Source organism: Kamptonema sp. UHCC 0994 (genome assembly GCF_029167235.1).
Taxonomy (GTDB): domain Bacteria; phylum Cyanobacteriota; class Cyanobacteriia; order Cyanobacteriales; family Microcoleaceae; genus Kamptonema.
On the sequence record NZ_JARFTR010000300.1, the window covers coordinates 35,636 to 53,025 of the forward strand.

15 protein-coding genes are annotated in these 17,390 nt (G+C 42.7%); 9 read left to right on the top strand and 6 right to left on the bottom strand.

The window, feature by feature from the left end; translation table 11 throughout:
• Positions 1 to 25 precede the first annotated feature (25 nt).
• Positions 26 to 1,507, top strand: coding sequence for an alanine/glycine:cation symporter family protein (locus tag PY364_RS26830; protein ID WP_275570768.1), 1,482 nt, complete (start codon positions 26 to 28; stop codon positions 1,505 to 1,507).
• Positions 1,508 to 1,626: 119 nt separating this feature from the next.
• Here the strand turns inward: PY364_RS26830 and PY364_RS26835 are convergent, their stop codons facing one another.
• On the bottom strand, positions 1,627 to 2,217 hold the full coding sequence (locus PY364_RS26835) for a rhomboid family intramembrane serine protease (protein ID WP_275570769.1): 591 nt from the start codon (positions 2,215 to 2,217) through the stop codon (positions 1,627 to 1,629).
• Positions 2,218 to 2,286: 69 nt separating this feature from the next.
• On the opposite strand from PY364_RS26835, the gene PY364_RS26840 reads away from it, so the two are divergent.
• Both PY364_RS26840 and PY364_RS26845 read left to right on the top strand, forming a co-directional pair.
• Positions 2,287 to 2,862 carry a hypothetical protein gene (locus tag PY364_RS26840; protein ID WP_275570770.1) on the top strand — a complete coding sequence of 192 codons (576 nt, stop codon included), beginning with the start codon at positions 2,287 to 2,289 and terminating at the stop codon, positions 2,860 to 2,862.
• A 498-nt stretch (positions 2,863 to 3,360) separates the two neighbouring features.
• Positions 3,361 to 3,678 carry a DUF1816 domain-containing protein gene (locus PY364_RS26845; protein WP_275570771.1) on the top strand — a complete coding sequence of 106 codons (318 nt, stop codon included), beginning with the start codon at positions 3,361 to 3,363 and terminating at the stop codon, positions 3,676 to 3,678.
• Positions 3,679 to 3,787: 109 nt separating this feature from the next.
• On the opposite strand, the gene PY364_RS26850 is transcribed toward PY364_RS26845, so the two are convergent.
• Positions 3,788 to 3,988 carry a hypothetical protein gene (locus PY364_RS26850; protein WP_275570772.1) on the bottom strand — a complete coding sequence of 67 codons (201 nt, stop codon included), beginning with the start codon at positions 3,986 to 3,988 and terminating at the stop codon, positions 3,788 to 3,790.
• A gap of 46 nt (positions 3,989 to 4,034) precedes the next feature.
• On the opposite strand from PY364_RS26850, the gene PY364_RS26855 reads away from it, so the two are divergent.
• The 4 genes from PY364_RS26855 (at position 4,035) to PY364_RS26870 (ending at position 6,908) form a co-directional block, all read left to right on the top strand.
• A complete protein-coding gene (locus PY364_RS26855; protein WP_275570773.1) occupies positions 4,035 to 4,733 on the top strand; it encodes a pentapeptide repeat-containing protein in 699 nt (232 codons plus the stop codon).
• Positions 4,734 to 4,799: 66 nt separating this feature from the next.
• Positions 4,800 to 5,132, top strand: a complete 333-nt coding sequence (locus PY364_RS26860; protein WP_275570774.1) for a hypothetical protein — start codon at positions 4,800 to 4,802, stop codon at positions 5,130 to 5,132.
• Between the two features lie 153 nt (positions 5,133 to 5,285).
• A complete protein-coding gene (locus tag PY364_RS26865) occupies positions 5,286 to 6,113 on the top strand; it encodes a pentapeptide repeat-containing protein (RefSeq protein WP_275570775.1) in 828 nt (275 codons plus the stop codon).
• Between the two features lie 45 nt (positions 6,114 to 6,158).
• Complete coding sequence (locus tag PY364_RS26870; protein ID WP_275570776.1) at positions 6,159 to 6,908, top strand: pentapeptide repeat-containing protein; 750 nt, start codon at positions 6,159 to 6,161, stop codon at positions 6,906 to 6,908.
• 122 nt (positions 6,909 to 7,030) lie between these two features.
• On the opposite strand, the gene PY364_RS26875 is transcribed toward PY364_RS26870, so the two are convergent.
• From PY364_RS26875 to PY364_RS26885, 3 genes are all read right to left on the bottom strand, one after another.
• Entirely contained in the window at positions 7,031 to 9,118 is a 2,088-nt protein-coding gene (locus PY364_RS26875) for a DNA phosphorothioation-associated putative methyltransferase (RefSeq protein WP_275570777.1), read from the bottom strand.
• Positions 9,119 to 9,206: 88 nt separating this feature from the next.
• Positions 9,207 to 12,575: a response regulator gene (locus PY364_RS26880; RefSeq protein WP_275570778.1), complete on the bottom strand. Its 3,369-nt coding sequence runs from the start codon at positions 12,573 to 12,575 to the stop codon at positions 9,207 to 9,209.
• Between the two features lie 342 nt (positions 12,576 to 12,917).
• The gene (locus PY364_RS26885; protein WP_007356413.1) at positions 12,918 to 13,346 is read right to left on the bottom strand and encodes a response regulator; all 429 of its coding nucleotides are present in this window, start codon (positions 13,344 to 13,346) and stop codon (positions 12,918 to 12,920) included.
• 650 nt (positions 13,347 to 13,996) lie between these two features.
• Between PY364_RS26885 and purC the strand changes: the two genes are divergently transcribed.
• A complete protein-coding gene (gene purC, locus PY364_RS26890; protein WP_275570803.1) occupies positions 13,997 to 14,725 on the top strand; it encodes a phosphoribosylaminoimidazolesuccinocarboxamide synthase in 729 nt (242 codons plus the stop codon).
• Positions 14,726 to 14,806: 81 nt separating this feature from the next.
• Here the strand turns inward: purC and PY364_RS26895 are convergent, their stop codons facing one another.
• Entirely contained in the window at positions 14,807 to 15,001 is a 195-nt protein-coding gene (locus tag PY364_RS26895) for a hypothetical protein (protein ID WP_275570779.1), read from the bottom strand.
• A gap of 79 nt (positions 15,002 to 15,080) precedes the next feature.
• Here PY364_RS26895 and PY364_RS26900 point away from each other — a divergent pair, with 79 nt between their 5' ends.
• Positions 15,081 to 17,303 (top strand): BamA/TamA family outer membrane protein, encoded by a 2,223-nt coding sequence (locus PY364_RS26900; RefSeq protein ID WP_275570780.1) that lies wholly within the window; start codon positions 15,081 to 15,083, stop codon positions 17,301 to 17,303.
• The last annotated feature ends 87 nt before the right edge of the window (positions 17,304 to 17,390 follow it).

Sequence of the window (17,390 nt, forward strand, 5' to 3'; positions counted from 1 at the left end):
TTAATGACCCGCAGAAATGATTATAATGATGTCTTTACCCACACAGGTATTCACTGAATCTGCACAATTATTGAGTGGCCTCCTTGATACCATTGATAGTGTATTCAATCAGCTTGTTGCTCAATTATCTATCGTTATCTTTTTTAAAATTGGTGGCGAAAATGGTTTTCCCGTGATTGTCTTGTGGCTGATTGTTGCAGCCATATTTTTTACAATCCGCCTAGGTTTCCCCAATATTCGACTATTTAAACACGCAATTGACGTAGTGATAGGTAAGTACGACGACCCTAACGAGGAAGGTGAAGTATCTCATTTTCAGGCTCTAGCAACTGCTTTATCAGGAACCGTAGGATTGGGAAATATTGCCGGGGTAGCGATCGCAATTCAACTAGGAGGGCCTGGTGCATCTTTCTGGATGACATTAGCTGGCTTTGTCGGCATGACTTCCAAATTTATGGAATGCGGATTAGCAACCAAATATCGCGTTTTAGAAGCAGATGGCACAGTTGAAGGTGGGCCTATGTACTATATCAAAAAAGGTTTCGCTGACCGAGGAATGGCTGCCCTAGGACAAATTTTCTCCTATGCCTTTGCCATCTTATTAATTCTTGCTAGTTTTTCGACTACTCTCTTTCAATCAAATCAAACCTATGCCGCTGTTGCACAGATTATCCCAGAGTTTCCTAACTGGTTGTTTGGCATCATCATTGCCACTGTTATCGGCTTTGTACTCATTGGTGGCATTACTAGGATTGCCACAATTACAGACAAACTCACTCCCGCAATGGCAATCTTTTATGCCATTGCTTGCGGGACAATTCTGATTAATCACTTTAGCCTAATTCCAGGTGCGATCGCTACAATCTTCACTTCGGCTTTTGATCCGCAGGCAGTCACAGGTGGTATTGTCGGTTCAATAGTAATAGGTATTCGGCGCAGTTGCTTTTCTAATGAGGCTGGATTGGGAACGGCTGCGATCGCTCATGCACCAGCTAAAACCAATGAACCTCTACGGGAAGGAATAGTTAGTTTACTCGAACCTTTTATTGACACTATTGTTGTTTGCAACTTAACAGCAATTACTATTGTCTCGACAGGTGTTTATGCTACAGTACCAGAAGGTACATCAGGTATCGCGATCACTGCCGAAGCCTTCAGAACTATTGCCGATTGGTTCCCTACGCTTTTAACTATTTGTGTGACTCTCTTTGCCATTTCTACCGTGATTTCTTGGAGTTACTATGGCCAACAAGCCTGGATATATCTCTTCGGCAAACAAACTCTCATTATTTACCGTAGTATTTACGTTTTCTTTACATTTCTGAGTGCAATTGTCAGTGTAGGAGCCGTAGTTGAATTTGCTGATATGATGGCGTTAAGTATGGCAGTCCCTAACCTAATAGCTTGTTATCTCCTCTCCAATGAAGTAGCCGCCGATATGAAAGAATATCTATATCGGCTTAACTCTGGACAGATGCTAACTTACGATCCTCAAAAAGTTGTTTAATCCGAGGGAGATATGAAAAACACGCAAACAAAATTATTGATTCAGATACCAAATCGATATCAAAACCGATCGCGCTCATCTTACCAGCAAATGTAGAGTCCCCCGCCAACTCAGCAGCCTCAACCTTCTACTTGTTTCCTCCGCCCCAAAAGTTGAGCAGCAAGCACACCACCAATAAACCCAAAAAGATGTCCTTGCCACGAAACCCCCGGTTGTGACGGCAAAACTCCCCAGATTAAACCTCCGTAAAGAAAACCCACAAATAAAGACAAAGCAATCGACATCAAGCTGCGTTCAAAAAATCCCCGCAAGAGCAAAAAACCGAAATAACCAAATATTAATCCGCTGGCCCCAATATGAACAGAATAAGGCGAACCCGTCAGCCAAACTCCAACTCCGCCAACCAGCATTGTGACAGCACTCACCAGAAAAAAATCACTGGTTTCTCGCAGCATAATCAACCATCCGAAAGTGATAAAAGGGAGGGTATTCGCTGCTAAGTGAGCAAAATTGGCGTGTAGAAAAGGCATAAACAATATGCCGCGAAGTCCCACCATACTACGGGGACGGACTCCGTAAGCATTCAGCCGCCCTCCTAGCAAAAATGAGTCAACAATTTCTATAATCCACATTAGAGCCACGAACCCGCCTAGTATTGAGGCTTGGGTTTGCAATTCGCTAGCGATTCCTTTGACTTTTGAGTTGCTCATAAGTATTCTCAGGGGGATGTTTTGATGATATCCCTATTATATTTTAGTTCAGAAAGGAGTCAAATAACAATGGAGGATGTACAACTCGGAAAATATCTAACTCTGAAGGACTTTTGTACTTGTACCCATACTTATCACCAGTATGCCGATAAAATCAACCCGTTTCCTCAAAATTTAGCAGCTACTATTCAAGCAATTAAAGATTTAAACAATTTCATTATCGAACCCGTAATTGACTGCTTTGGTAAAGATAGGTTTCAGCTAACTTATGGATTTTGTTCTGCTGATTTAAAAAAGTATCTGCAAAAGAAAGATCCCATCACTGGCATCAAAAATGGTCGAATTGCGCCTGAACTTGACCAGCATATGGCTTATGAGGTCAAGAAAAATGGTAAATATTATTGTGAGAGATTGGGCGCAGCTTGTGATTTTTTAATTAGGGATTTACCAAGCAATGACCTTGTTGAGTGGATTATCTCGCAAAAATTGCCCTTTGATTCTCTCTATTTTTACGGGGAAGATAGACCAATTCATATTAGTTATGGCCCCCAGCACAAGGGAGATATTTGGACATTCACGGCTGGGGGTACACCAACTAAAAAAGGAATTGAAGATTGGGTGAAGGCTATAACTGCTAGGGGCTAGGAGCTAGGGGCTAGGGACTAGGGGAAGAAAGGAATAGAATAAGCAGGCTTCAGCAATGGGCAATGTTACAAATTATCAACTTATAAAAAAAGTTATTAATAAAATTGAAGCAATTTATACAAAAAAAAATTATACCTCAAAAATTGAATAAACAGCAATTCTATTAATATAAATTAAAATAAGTTATGTTTTCTTGATATATTATTAAAGTCTTACTCTCATTTTTTATTAAGAAATATAGCGATATATAAACTTTATACACAAATATGAATTTATTTTAAAGAGTTGCTTAATACTGTTGATGAGTGGAAGCTAACGCATCTCACCTTTAAGTTAAATCAGATAAAAAACTAGACTAATATCAGGAATCAATTTGTCTTAAAGGTTTGTTGATAACTCAGCAATAACTTAATAATTTCATTGTTTTCTGTGTAAATTATTAGGCTTGATTGAATTAGCAGCACTCAAGTCTACTTAGCTCAAAGCAAGGTATATATTATGAGACACTTTCCAGAAACTATCAGCAAAATTAGCGAAGATTTTTTAGATAGCTTAGGTTTGGCTTTGTGGGTCGAGATTATCACTCAAGATCCTCATTGCATCCACTACTTTGGCCCCTTTGCTTCTACGAAGGAAGCGAGAATTGCAATTCCAGGCTATGTCGAAGACTTGAAACATAAAAAAGCCCAGTTAAGGACAATTAATGTTAAGCGTGGCAAGCCAACTCAACTCACAATTTTTCTGAGTGATTTAGAAGAATATTACGATAGTCATTCTGCACAAAACCCTTATTTCATCAAAGCAGTATACAACTAGAAAAGGTTTAGGGATTTGTACGCAAAGACTTCTGAGTTTCCATATTCTGCTGAAATCGTTAATGATTCACCATCTAAAGCAATGAGCATCAAATCTTGCCCTTGTTGTTCTAATCAATTACTGCGGCAGGTGCGCCATCGGGGTTTGTATTGGTTTTGCCCTTGCTGTTGGCAAGAAATGCCAGATTTACCTGCACTCCTTGCCAACCGAAATCAGCACTTTCTGCAACAACTGGGTTGCAAAAGAAATCGTTCCACTTAGGAGATGATTTTCGTAAAAAATCAGGGCTTACTATTAGGTGATAGCTCATTCAAAAAACCCTCATTCTCTTGCTATTTAATTTAGAGGTTAGTCTAATGAATGCTACGGAAATTTTAAGTCGATATGCTCAAGGCGATCGCGAATTTACTGGAACACAATTGCAACAGTTAGACTTGAGTAGAAAGATTCTCAACGGAGCAAACTTGAAGAATGCAAATCTTACAAATGTTAATTTGATGAATGCTGAATTAAAAGAAGCTGACTTACAGGGAGCTTGTTTGCGAGGGGCAAACCTGAGCGAAGCTAACTTAAGTGAAGCTAACTTGATAGACGCAGAATTAACGAATGCCAACCTCACAAAAGCTAACTTGTCGCGGGTGAATATGAGCGGCGCTAAACTAAGTTGGGTATCAATGTCTCAAGCTAACTTGAGTGAAGCAAACCTAAGTTGCGTTGACCTAATTGGAAGCAACCTCAAGGAAATCAATTTAACTATGGCTAATTTGCTTTTAGCTAACTTGAGTGGCGCTGACTTGAGTAAAGCAATTCTAGATCAAGCCGATATGAGCTTTAGTCAATTGGTGGGAGCCAATCTGAGATTGGCTTCCTTACAAGGAACTAAGCTCTGCTGTGCCGATCTATCAGCGGCTAGCTTGTGGGGGGCGGACTTAAGCGGAGTCGATTTGCGGGGAGCAGTAATTGTCGGAATCGATCGGCGCGATGCTGTTTTAGCTGGGACAATTATGCCAGACGGGAGAATTTACAGTAACACGGGAAAGCTATCATTTCCGTAGTAGTTATTGGCGCTGTTATCTTACTGCAAAATCCAAGATTTCATCATCAATTAAAGAGGAAAATCAATGTCATATCAACTGATAAATTCAACTTTGCCAATCGTCTTAGAAGAAATTGAGAATGTCTTGGAGGAATCACCCAACTGTCCCTATCGAGCAGCTTTTATTATTCCTGAATTGCGGGAAAAGCTAATTGATTATGTTCTCAGCAAAATTCCCCATTACTATACAATTGAGAGTTCTAAATCTTCAATCAAGCAGCTTCGACCTCCATTCAGATTATTGGAACAGCGGTTACAGCTAGAAAACTTAATTCGCAAGGGAATTTTTGAGCTGATTCGAGAAAATACAGACTGGGAAAATTTCAGGTTTTCTCATACTGAAGAATCAAATACTTAGCTTTTTTTTGAAAAAGCTAAGAGCCACAAATCCATCCCTAGTGAATTTATGACTATTTCATGTTACACATTTTTTGTTAAAATTTTTGTGTGGGCCTTTAATCAAAGCCTAATTACAAAGATTTCACCAGATTTTAATTCTGAGGGTTGTTAAATGGACTCCATCGAAATATTAACTCGATATGCTAAAGGCGATCGCGAATTCGCTGGAGTACAACTGCGACGCTCTGACCTAACAGGGGCAATTTTAACCAAAGCAGACTTGAGAGATGCCGACCTGAGTGGGTCAATTCTCACCAGAACAGAACTGCGACAGGCCAACTTAACTAACGCTGACCTCACCAATGCTGACCTGATTAACGCCGACTTGTGGCGGACTAATCTGACGGGAGCTCGACTCAGCGGAGCCACCCTCTATCGTTGTCACATGAGCGGGGCAATTCTACGGGCCGCTAGTCTGCGACGAGCCGATTTGAGCGAAGTCAACTTGAAGGGAGCGGACTTGACAGGAGCCAGCCTACGCGGGGCAACTTTGCGGCGGGCCGACTTGAGCGAGGCTAACTTCACAAAGGCTGACTTGAATGGCGCAACTCTGCGGCGGGCCGACCTCAGCGAAGCCAACCTGACAGATGCAGAACTAACGAATGCGGACTTAACTAACGCCGATATGTGGCGGACTAACCTCAAGGGAGCCAAGCTGGGGCGAGTTTCGCTGCGGCGAGCCGACTTGAGTGAATCTGACTTGAGTGAAGCTGACTTGAGTGGGGCAGACCTGAGAGGGACTGACCTCAGTGGTGCCAACCTGAGTGGCTGCAACCTCACGGGAGCAAACATGATGGGTGCTGACCTCAGTGGCGCTAACTTGACAGGGGCTGATATGACTAGGGCAAGTCTGACATCAGCAAATCTAACTAACAGCAACCTGACGGGAGCGGACTTGAAAGGGATAGAGCTGCCTGATGAATTATCTAATGACAACTAAAAGAGGAATAAATGAAAGCATTCAAAAAGTTAAAAGGAGAAAACTATGAATGCTAATGAATTGCTAAGCCGATATGCTGCCGGTGAACGCGATTTTCGGGAAGTCAATCTCACGGGAGTGACGACGATTGAGAGTAGTCTTTATCAAGCTAATTTAAGCGGCGCGAATCTATCTGAGGCGAATTTGAGCCGTTGCAATTTGCGTTTTGCTAATTTAATGGATGCTAATTTGAATGGGACAATCCTAAATGGAGCCAAATTGACAGGAGCTACATTGAAAGGGGCACTCATTAATAGTATAAAGCTCAGTCAGGCTTATTTGAATCGCGCAGACTTAACGGGATTAGATCTGAGTGGGGTAGATATGAGTGAGGCTAAATTAATTGGAGCTATATTGCGGGATACAAATCTGAGTCAGGCAGATTTAAGTGCTGCCAAATTGCAGGGGGCTAATCTTGATGGAGCTATACTCATGGACACAGATTTAAGTCAGAGCAACCTCACTGGAATTAATTTAAGTAGAGCAAACTTAGTCGGAGCTGACTTGAGAGATGCTAATCTGAGTGAGGCAATTCTGTCTGGAGCATTACTAAGTTTTGCTAAACTTAGGGGAGCCGATATGAGGGCGGCGAATCTATCTGGTGCAAATCTTTACCGTGCCGATTTATATGGGGCTAGTTTTTATGCGGCGCAATTAACTCATGCTAATCTGAGAGGTGCGCTGATTCTTAATGCTGATTTCCGTGAAGCTATTTTGACTGGAACTATTATGCCTGATGGAAAGGTTAATAGCTAATAGCTAGGGGCTAGGGGCTAGGGGCTAGGGGCTAGGGAAAGAAAGGAAAGAAGGGAATAGAATAAGCTTTCAGGAAATCAGAACGTCCTAACTGCCAAGAAGGTTGCTATAACTGTTAACTGTTAACTGTTAACTGTTTTACTTTTTCTGACACGATCGCGGATAACCTCTTTTAAGATTTTAACCCGCTCTGGGTCAGCATCCGACCGCCAAAAAACACAATGATCCTTAATTTTTACCCCATATTCTCGGAGAAAATTCACCCAATCTCGACGATTTTTAATTGCACTAATATTATCTAGAATGCCTAAGTATTCCTCTTGGCGACTAAGTTGAGCAAACTTATCATATAGCGGATAGTTAGGAGTAACAAAAGTTTCCTTACGATGCAAAATCGGAGGATTACGAGAGCTAAAATATTCCTCATAGCTCACAGAAAGGTCGCGTAAATCAATGTGCATTGCCGTGTCTAAGGCTGGATGCGGATCTGTATCAAAATCGGGATAAAATAAATAGGAAATTTTCGGCGTATTAGTGTGAAACTTAATAACCGTTGCACCATCTAAGCGCCCAATTGTCCGGTTAGCACAACCTTCATATAGGCGTAGCAAAGGATCTAATTCTTCTAATGCTGAAATGTGAACTGAGAGAGATTTAGAAACTTTATAACCAATAGCACTATCTTGACAAATATCAGAAATTATGGTTGAACTTCCCAAACTATAAAGCATCAGATCCGCAAGCACACAGGCTTTTTGATAATTATCAAATAAACCCTTAATATCATTTTTAATTTGGGTAGGAAATTTACGAAATTGAGGCGAATCTCCTAAATTACTTAGAGCAATATAGACTAGCAAATCTTGGCGGCGTTTGTCAGCAATTGCTTCCCATTCTTGACCATCAGTGGCTTGTAAAATAACTTGAAAAGCGCGGTTAAAAGTCCTAAATTCATCTTTAATAATTGATTCTTCAGGTAATTCACCTTTAACCGGAAGACGGCCGCGATCGGTCATAAAAGCCATTAAAGGTGCAAGCACTTCTTCATAGTCTTCAAACCGCTTAACTTGAACGCGAATTCTGGGAGTGCTGACGCGGGATCTGAAGCGAGAAGCACGAAAATTTTGACCTTCAGCTTCATCGCGAAAAACAAAGTAAATGCCTAAAGCAACAGGAATCGAATCAACATTTAAAACTCGATCTATATAAACTTTTAACTCTTCCTGTTCATAATATTTCTGAAAAGTATTGCGGGAAGTAATTACCCCATCACCATAAGCAATGCGACCTTTATTTCTATCATCAATAAGTACCTGAGCAGCAACAATTAATACTTTCTTAGTTAGTTCCCAACTATTCACTAAAGCCTCTCGCCTTTCTCCTGGATCTTCAATTACATTAATCACATAACCGAGATTGACAATATCAGCAGAAACATGAGAAGTATCCGGCTGATAATACGGGTCCCATCCAACAGTAGTAATATTTTTTTCAGCAAGGCGTTTAACATCGCCCCCATATCCGCAACCGTAATCAAAGAAAGTCAAGCCTTCAGTAAATAAGTTTGCTTCTAGGGCCAAACGCACTGGCTTAGATAGGGAATTCCGACTCATAGCAGCTTTATGACGCTCTATTTTCGGAATGGGAAATTGATAATTTTCCTCATCTTCTCCTCTATCAAATTCAACGACTGAGTGATCGAGTTGTATTTCTACGCCTTGCCTTTCTAATAATTCTAACCACCCTTGACGAGTGCCAATAGTGCGGGTACGATCGAGGAGTCCTAATGCTTCTTCTGATTTTGTAAGTTCTGCAAATTTCTGATAGTGAGGGTAGTCAGGAGTGACAAAAGTTTCTTTCCTGTGAAGGATAGGAGGATTATCAATGTTGCTATAATCTTTATGGTTGATTTCTCCAGTTTCTACATTGACTTGAATGCTATTTTGTAACGCTGGATGAGGATCTATATCGAAGTCTGGGTAAAAAAGATAAGAAATTTTAGGCTTGTTAGTATGAAATTTAATTAGGGTAGTTTTATCTCTACAATCTATCTTACTACTGGCATAACTTTCATATAGTTTGAGTTGAGGATCTAGAGCGTTTAAAGCTGAAATGTGGACGTAAAGAGCTGTGGGTAATTTTTTCCCAATTTGGCTATTTTGGCAGAGGTTAGCAATTTGTAAATTAGGGATTGAAGATTGAGAATCCATAGAAGGAAGATGGGGAGAAGGGGGATTGGGAGAGGGGGAGAATTTTTCCTCAATTAGCCATTACCAATTACCAATTACCAATTACCAATTACCAATTCCGAGATTGAATAAAAGCCTTAACTCGTGCTAAATGGCTTGACAAAGTAGCTAATAATTCCTCTCCACCTTCAATAGTTTGTGATTCTGGTAGCGGCTGGTTTTGACAATCTCGTGCTTGACGCTCTAACCGATCCGCCAAATCTGCCATTAAGCGAACACCCACATTTGAAGAAGTTCCCTTGATTCTATGAGCTTGGTGTTCAAGGTGGCTCCAATCTTTAGCAAGTAAGGCAACTTTAGCAGATTCAATGTCTACTTGTACGCTGTCAATAAATGCTTTTAAAAGTCGCTTTGGTAAAGTAGTATTTACTCTACCTATCTGCTGCAAGCGTTTCCGATCCAATAGTAAATCTAATTCCGTATCTTCTAAAGATTCAAGGGCGTTTGTGGGTTCAATTGTCACATTGTGTGAAGCGATGATTCCACTCTCAGTTTTTATCGGACTATTTGAATTATCTGTTTCTAATGGCAAACTTTGTTCGGTTTTGATGGTTTTAATTTCATAATTATTATTGTCATTTTCAGATTGATTAGTTCTTGATTCATACTTTTTCAGCATTGCTGCTAAATCTTCTATATCGACGGGTTTGCTGAGGTAATCATCCATCCCTGCTGCCAAACATTTCTCTCGTTCTCCCGGCATTGCATGGGCAGTTAGAGCAATTATAACCGTCTTGTGAGAAGAGTTTTCTCGCTCGTTATCGGCTTCTAGCTCCCTCAATTTTTTCGTAGTGGCATAACCGTCAAGTATTGGCATTTGACAATCCATTAGCACTATGTCGTAGGATTGAGAATCGAGCATTTTTAGTGCTTCTTGACCGTTAGTAGCACAGTCGGCTTGATAGCCCAAAACGGCGAGTTGACTGAGAATTACTTGTTGATTAATATAATGATCTTCAGCTAAGAGAATTTTTACAGATGATTGATAATTAAGACTTGACGATTGATAATTGGGTGTAGTAAAATTATCCTGATTGGTGATAGAGACAGAGGAGAACTCTTTTTCCTCTTCCACTGTTTTTTCTGGTAAAAGGCGATCGCAAAACTGGGAAGCTCTTAGGGGTTTAATCAGGTAGTTAGCAGCACCTAGAGAGCAAAGTGCCTCCGCTTTGTTTCGATCGCGCAGGGAAGTCATCGGTATCAACAGAGGTGGGATCGCAAGCGATCGCACAAAAGCCGCAAACCCTTCAGCATCTAATCGCGATAGTTGCAGATCCAGAAATACCGCCGTGTAGCGATCTTCCTCCCTAGAATCTCCAGAATTCGCCTCCTCCAACACTGCTAAAGCAGCCGTCGCATCTTCCGCTTCATTGCAGTAGGCCCCCCGTGCTTCCGCGATCGCCCGCGCTACAGCCCTTGTCAGGGCACTATGAGATACCACTAGCAACCGCGTACCCGCCAGAGGCGATCGCGCGTCTCCCTCGACAGGTTGTGGCTGTATTTGCAAAGGAATTGCGAACCAAAAATTAGAACCCTTACCCACAGAAGTGCGAACCCCAATTTCGCCTCCCATCATCTCCACCAATTGTTTGCAAATCACCAAACCCAAACCCGTACCACCGTATTGTCTTGTCGGAGAACCATCGACCTGAGAAAATGACTGGAATAGCTTTTTTTGCCCTTCTGGGGAAATCCCAATTCCACTATCCCGTACAGAAAAGATCAGCTTTTTATCAACGTTTGTACTCCTCAAAGATACTCTGACCAAAACTTGACCGCGATCGGTAAACTTAATCGCATTGTTAACCAGATTTAGCAAAATTTGCCTGAGTCGTCCCGGATCGCCTTGCAACTGTCTGGGAACCGAACTTTCAATCAAAACATTCAGTTCTAAAACTTTTTCTTCAGCCGTTGCTACCACCATTTCCACCATCGATTCAATGCAAGTATCTAGATCGAAATCTAAATTTTCTAGGCGCATTTCCCCAGCTTCAATCTTAGAGAAATCGAGGATATCATTAATCACAGAAAGTAAATGTTCTGCACTCCGATAAATTGTCTGAGCGTATTCCCTTGATTTCGGCTCTAGGGAAAGACGTAGCAACAATTGTGCCATCCCCAAAACTCCATTCATAGGAGTACGAATCTCGTGGCTCATGTTAGCCAAAAATTGTGATTTGACCCGACTCGCCTCGATCGCAGCTTCCCGCGCTTCTACCAACTCATTAATGCGATCGCTAACTAGGACAATCCCCCCAACTTCACCATCTGGATCGTACCAGGGGTGAATCGCCCAACGCAGGAAAACAGTAGAGCCATCCTCACGTTTCCAAGCATCTTCACTCACTGAGACCACCTCACCAGTCAGCGATCGCTCGTGCATCGTCTTCCATCGATCGGGAGTATCTGGTAATACTTCATAATAGCTACGATTGAGTATCGATTGCCCTTCTAAATTATATTGAGTCAGCCACCTTTGAGAGTGAGCCTGATAGCGCATTTCTTTATCAAACATCGCCATCGGCACCGGCACACAAGCGATAATTTGACGAAGTTGTTGGCGTTCCCTTTCTAGAGCCGCTTCTGCCAATTTGCGATCGCTAATATCACTAATAATACCCGCCATCCGTAGCGCTTTACCCTGGTGATTTCGTTGCGCTTTACCCCTGCCAGTACAGTAGCGATAGATAGCCGAAGAATGCAGCAGGCGAAATTCCACATTATATTCTGTTCCCGTCTCTAAATGAGCTTCAAGAGCTTTTCTTGTACTGTCAGAATCCTCTGGATGAAGGCGATTGAAAAAAGCCTCAATCGCACTCCCAAATTCAGAGCGCGATAAACCCACTATTTCCAACAAGCGATCGTTCCAATAAACCTCATTTTTGCTTAAATCCCAGTCCCAAATCCCATCATTAGCACCTTCAAGAACTAATCTGTAGCGCTCTTCACTTTCTTTTAGTTTTTGCGAAGCTTGCATAGCTTTAGTTTCGGCGCGGTAAATTCTAATCGCATTTTGCAAGCTTCGAGACAAATTTTCTGGAGATAACTTAGCTTTAGCAATATAATCGGAAGCACCCGCTTTCATCACTTCTACAGCAATTTGTTCATCCCCTTGACCAGTTAACACAATTAAGGGGATTTTAATACCTATTTCCCGAATAGCTTTCACCAAAGTTAAACCATCTCCATCTGGCAAGCGGTAGTCGAGGAAGGCGCAATCAAATGGTTTTGTTATCGGCTTTTCTTCCGCAGAATTGGTTAGCTCGCTATGAGCAGCCAACAGCAGCAATTTTGCCTCTTCACTTCCCCCAGCTTCGGCAACTTCCACTCGCAAACCTGCAATTTTTAACGCTCGGCGGACTGCCATCCGATCGACTTCATCGTCATCAACTATCAAAACCTTTAGAACTTCTTCCATAATTAATTGTTATTTGTTATTTGTTATTTGTTATTTGTTAGTTGTTAGTTGTTAGTTGTTATGCTTAGGGGTTATTTTTGGGTTGTTATAGCAACCGCCAAGGTGGTTAGAACATTCTGGTTCCCTGAAACTCGCTGATTCTATTCCCTTCTTCCCCTAGCCCGTAGTCCCTAATCCTTAGTCCCTAGCTATAATGGTTAGTTGCTAGTTTTTAATTGTCAGTTTTTAGTTGTTGGTTTTTAGGCGATCGTTTCCAACTCTTAGCTGTTAATTACTAATTCTTAGATTGCTACTAACCACTAACCACTAACCACTAACCATTAACCATTAACCATTAACAATTTAAGGCATTTCACTTAGCATCCAGTATTTATTTAGCGTCGCAATCGTTTCCACAAAATTAGAGAAAGTCACCGGTTTGAGAATATAGCCCGCTACATTAAGATTATAAGCTTCTACTTTATCTCTATCTTCATTAGAAGTTGTTAAAACAATCACCGGAATCGACTTCAGCTTATCGTCTAGCCGTAACTCCCGTAAAAACTCTATTCCATTCATTTTAGGCATATTCAAATCCAACAACACCAAGCGGCGCAAGGAAGGAACCGCCAGTCCCTCTCCCTCGCCGCGCAGCATAGCCAGTGCCTCCAGACCATTTGCTGCCATATAGAGGGGATTAATGATATTATTCTTTTTAAAGGCTCGGCGGATGTTCATCACATCAACTTCATCGTCCTCTACCAGTAAAATGTGGATCGTTTTTTCTTCCATAATAAACCTCTTGAATGTATGGCAACTCCCTAGCAATACCCACAGGCAGCAAACTTAGGCACAACAATTAAAGTTACCGTCAAATTGCATCGCTCGGAGTAGTGGTCATTGACTTCAAAGCCAAGTTTCATTATAATCATAATAGTTTCAGTCGTTCCAGAGAAATTTGACATAACTTTAAAGCAAGTCGAATTAACAACTAAAATTTGTTCCCATGAGAGAGAGTTTTTAATATTATTAAAAATGCCAACCGACTCGGATTTACTCCGTTTCTTTGTCTGCATCCAGATTTCGCAAATATATCTTGGGAGTGAGAAGCATTGCAGCAGTAAATCTCTGGTGTCTTTCCAATAACTTATCGACCGGAATGCTTCGCCCCCTAAAAAATTGGGATACTCGCGTTTTTTGTTACTCTATGCAATTATAGACAAGTTTTAGTATGCTAATCAACATCTCTTACGCATCCCGTTCGATCGGCCTAACGGCAGATTAAGCCAACAACAGCGGGAACGTTAAGTAAATCCACCTAGTTAAACATAAAATACGAATGGCTAAAAAGCTTGCTGTATAAGCATTCTTTCTTGCTTCATCCGACTTCCATCGAACTTCTACTTAGAATGTCCAACCCAAATCTAAAAACTCAAATCCCCATGTCCCCCGACAGCAAAATATACGAAGGCAAAGCCAAAATCCTCTACACCACAGATGACAGCGAGATTTTACTCACCCATTTCAAAGACGACGCTACAGCCTTTAACGCCCAAAAACGCGGCACCATCGCCGGTAAAGGCGAAATTAACTGCGCCATATCCAGCCACCTATTTCAGCTACTCGAAGCCAAAGGTATTGCCACCCACTTTATCGACTGCCCCACCCCCAACCAGATGCGAGTCCGCCGCGTCCAGATTTTCCCCTTAGAAGTTGTAGTCAGGAACATTGCCGCAGGTAGTCTGTGCCAACAAACCGGACTGGCACTAGGTACAGCGATCGCTCCAGCCCTAGTGGAATTTTATTATAAAAATGACGCTTTGGGAGATCCCCTATTAACCCGCGATCGCCTATTATTCATGCAGCTAGCAACCCCCTATCAACTCGAAGAACTACAAGCCGCCGCCCGTCAAATTAATGAAATTCTTAAGGTATTTTTCAACGAGTGCGGCATTACCCTGGTAGACTTCAAACTGGAATTTGGCCTCGATCGCGATCGCAAACTCATCCTCGCAGATGAAATCAGTCCCGACACCTGTCGCCTCTGGGATCGGTCGGAAACCGACCCCGACAAGCGGGTAATGGACAAAGACCGATTCCGCCGCGATTTAGGCTCAGTAGAGACAGCTTATCAACAAGTCCTCCAGCGGGTTTTAGCCCAAAACGTTTAGACTCCCTTGCCAATGCGGTACAATTGCAAAGTTTGTCTAAGAACAGTTAACAGTTAACCGTTAACAGTTAACCGTTAACAGTTAACAGTGGTGTGTGGAATGTCCAAAAATTAAAATAAAAATGCGCTTATCTGCTGTTTTAGTAGCAGTTTTTACTGCTTCAGCAACTTTCGGATTATCAAACTCCGCAAATTGCCAAACATCCTCCCCTGAGCCTTCAGAAGCAGGTTTAACACCTAGCTCTGTAAAGCCTTCCACTTTGCCTAACTTATCCATATTCACTCAAAAACCAGGAGAGGTAATATTCAAAAAAGCTCCCAAAAAGTCATTGCAGGCTAGTAAATACCCGACTTTTTTGGAAAACTTTGTTGTCAGTGACAAAGGCGAAAACAACGATATATTTTTGCTAGAAAAGAGTCCAAGCAAGCCGGAAAATACAATTGGTTGGATTGAAGAAAGTAAAACCAAACTAGCAAGAGATTCAACAAAAATCTCTCAATCTAACCAAGAGCAAAAACTGACCAAGAATAGCGAAACATATCAATTTAAACAAAGCGAAACCACATCAAATCGAGGCTTGGAGAATACCACTTCACCCAAGCGAAACCCTGCATTAGACGGCACACCTGTAGGCTACGTCCCCCATTCTCCCAGGGATATCGCCCAAGCTCCATCGCCGTCCGATAACCCCGCTCCAGAGTCCCCCACCCCCCCAGTAGAAATCCCAGCACCAACCCTAGAAGCCCCTCAAGCGCCACCAATACCAAGAACAACACCGGCACCTCCTACAGGGCAATCGGATTCCCAAGTGTTAGTTGCTGAAGTTGTTGTCAGCGGGGTAGAAGGTGAACTCGAAGATCAAGTCTACCGAGTCATCAGCACTCAACCAGGGCGCACCACAACCAGAGCCCAGCTACAACAAGACATTAACGCGATTTTTGCTACTGGCTTTTTTAGAAATGTCCGGGCTGTACCGGAGGATACCCCTTTGGGGGTACGAGTAACCTTTATCGTCCAGGCAAACCCCATACTGCGGGGAGTGACAATCACTGGCCAGCAAGTTCTACCACAAAGCGCGATCGACGAAGCCTTTCGCGATCAATACGGCAAAATTCTCAACCTTCGGCAATTTGAGGAGGGAGTGAAAAAAATCAATAAGTGGTATCAAGACAATGGCTATGTTTTGGGCCAGGTGACAGATGCGCCCCAGGTGTCTGATGACGGTAATGTGACGCTACAAGTAGCAGAAGGCATAGTTGAAGCAGTAGAAGTCCGCTTTTTGAATAAGGAGGGTGAGGCAACAGATGCTAAGGGGCAACCGATTAAAGGCAATACTCGCGAGTTTATTATTACCCGCGAGGTGGAACTCAAGCCAGGGGAAGTTTTTAATAGAAATAAAGCTGAAAGGGATCTCAGGCGAGTATTTGGTTTGGGGATTTTTGAAGACGTGCGCCTTGCCCTAGAACCGGGTGCTACAGACCCCCGTAAGGCACGGGTAATCGTGAATGTGATTGAAAAGAATACCGGTTCTCTGGCGGCAGGTGCAGGGCTGAGTTCTGCTACTGGGCTGTTTGGTACCATCAGTTACCAGGAACAAAATCTGGGTGGAAATAACCAGCGGTTAGGGGCTGAGTTGCAAATAGGGGAAAGAGCAACGCTGTTTGATGTCAGCTTTACTGACCCCTGGATTGCTGGCGATCCCTATCGTACTTCTTATACTGTGAATGCGTTCCGCCGTCGATCGATTAGTGTGATTTTTGATGGTGGGGACAATGAGGTACGCTTGCCAAATGGCGATCGCCCTCGTATTCTTCGTACTGGCGGCGGATTGAGTTTTACCCGCCCTCTGGAACGAAATCCTTTTGCTGATTCTGAGTGGGTGGCTTCTGTTGGGTTTCAGTATCAGCGGGTATCAATTCGCGATCGCAATGGCAATGTTAGATCGCGGGACGAAGATGGCAACAAGCTGAGTTTTAGTAATTCTGGTTCTGATGATTTGTTGACACTACAAGCAGGAGTTGTACGCGATCGCCGTAACGATCCTCTGCGCCCCACTAGCGGTTCAGTGCTGCGCTTTGGAATGGAACAGTCTGTGCCAGTAGGATCGGGAGCGATCTTGTTTAACCGCATTCGAGGCAGCTACAGTTATTACCTCCCAGTACGTTACACTCGCTTTGCCACAGGCCCTCAAACTCTAGCTTTTAACGTTCAAGCTGGTACGATTTTGGGCGATTTACCTCCTTATGAAGCTTTTGCCCTTGGCGGCGCTAATTCTGTCCGAGGCTACGATGAAGGAGACGTTGGTGCCGGTCGCAGTTTTATCCAAGCTACCGCTGAGTATCGCTTCCCGATTATTTCTTTTGTCGGTGGAGCCCTGTTTGTCGATGCGGCTAGCGATCTGGGTACTGGTGGCAGTGTTCCGGGCGATCCCGCAGGTGTCAGAGGTAAGCCTGGAAGCGGTGTAGGAGCTGGTTTTGGTGTGCGGATTCAATCTCCTCTGGGCCCGATCAGAATAGATTATGGATTTAATGTAGATGGTGGTAGCAGATTACACTTTGGAATTGGTGAAAGGTTCTAAATTTGTTAGTTGTTAGTTGTTAGTTGTTAGTTGTTGGTTTTCACTAAATCAGCAATAGGACTTACGCAGACTTTGCGTAACGCCGCC

Coding starts and splice junctions, on each gene's coding strand:
- purC (WP_275570803.1), top strand. CDS start 13,997: ATGTCCCCCGACAGCAAAATATACGAAGGCAAAGCCAAAATCCTCTAC.
- PY364_RS26840 (WP_275570770.1), top strand. CDS start 2,287: ATGGAGGATGTACAACTCGGAAAATATCTAACTCTGAAGGACTTTTGT.
- PY364_RS26855 (WP_275570773.1), top strand. CDS start 4,035: ATGAATGCTACGGAAATTTTAAGTCGATATGCTCAAGGCGATCGCGAA.
- PY364_RS26880 (WP_275570778.1), bottom strand. CDS start 12,575: ATGGAAGAAGTTCTAAAGGTTTTGATAGTTGATGACGATGAAGTCGAT.
- PY364_RS26845 (WP_275570771.1), top strand. CDS start 3,361: ATGAGACACTTTCCAGAAACTATCAGCAAAATTAGCGAAGATTTTTTA.
- PY364_RS26865 (WP_275570775.1), top strand. CDS start 5,286: ATGGACTCCATCGAAATATTAACTCGATATGCTAAAGGCGATCGCGAA.
- PY364_RS26835 (WP_275570769.1), bottom strand. CDS start 2,217: ATGAGCAACTCAAAAGTCAAAGGAATCGCTAGCGAATTGCAAACCCAA.
- PY364_RS26850 (WP_275570772.1), bottom strand. CDS start 3,988: ATGAGCTATCACCTAATAGTAAGCCCTGATTTTTTACGAAAATCATCT.
- PY364_RS26830 (WP_275570768.1), top strand. CDS start 26: ATGATGTCTTTACCCACACAGGTATTCACTGAATCTGCACAATTATTG.
- PY364_RS26885 (WP_007356413.1), bottom strand. CDS start 13,346: ATGGAAGAAAAAACGATCCACATTTTACTGGTAGAGGACGATGAAGTT.
- PY364_RS26895 (WP_275570779.1), bottom strand. CDS start 15,001: ATGGATAAGTTAGGCAAAGTGGAAGGCTTTACAGAGCTAGGTGTTAAA.
- PY364_RS26870 (WP_275570776.1), top strand. CDS start 6,159: ATGAATGCTAATGAATTGCTAAGCCGATATGCTGCCGGTGAACGCGAT.
- PY364_RS26860 (WP_275570774.1), top strand. CDS start 4,800: ATGTCATATCAACTGATAAATTCAACTTTGCCAATCGTCTTAGAAGAA.
- PY364_RS26875 (WP_275570777.1), bottom strand. CDS start 9,118: ATGGATTCTCAATCTTCAATCCCTAATTTACAAATTGCTAACCTCTGC.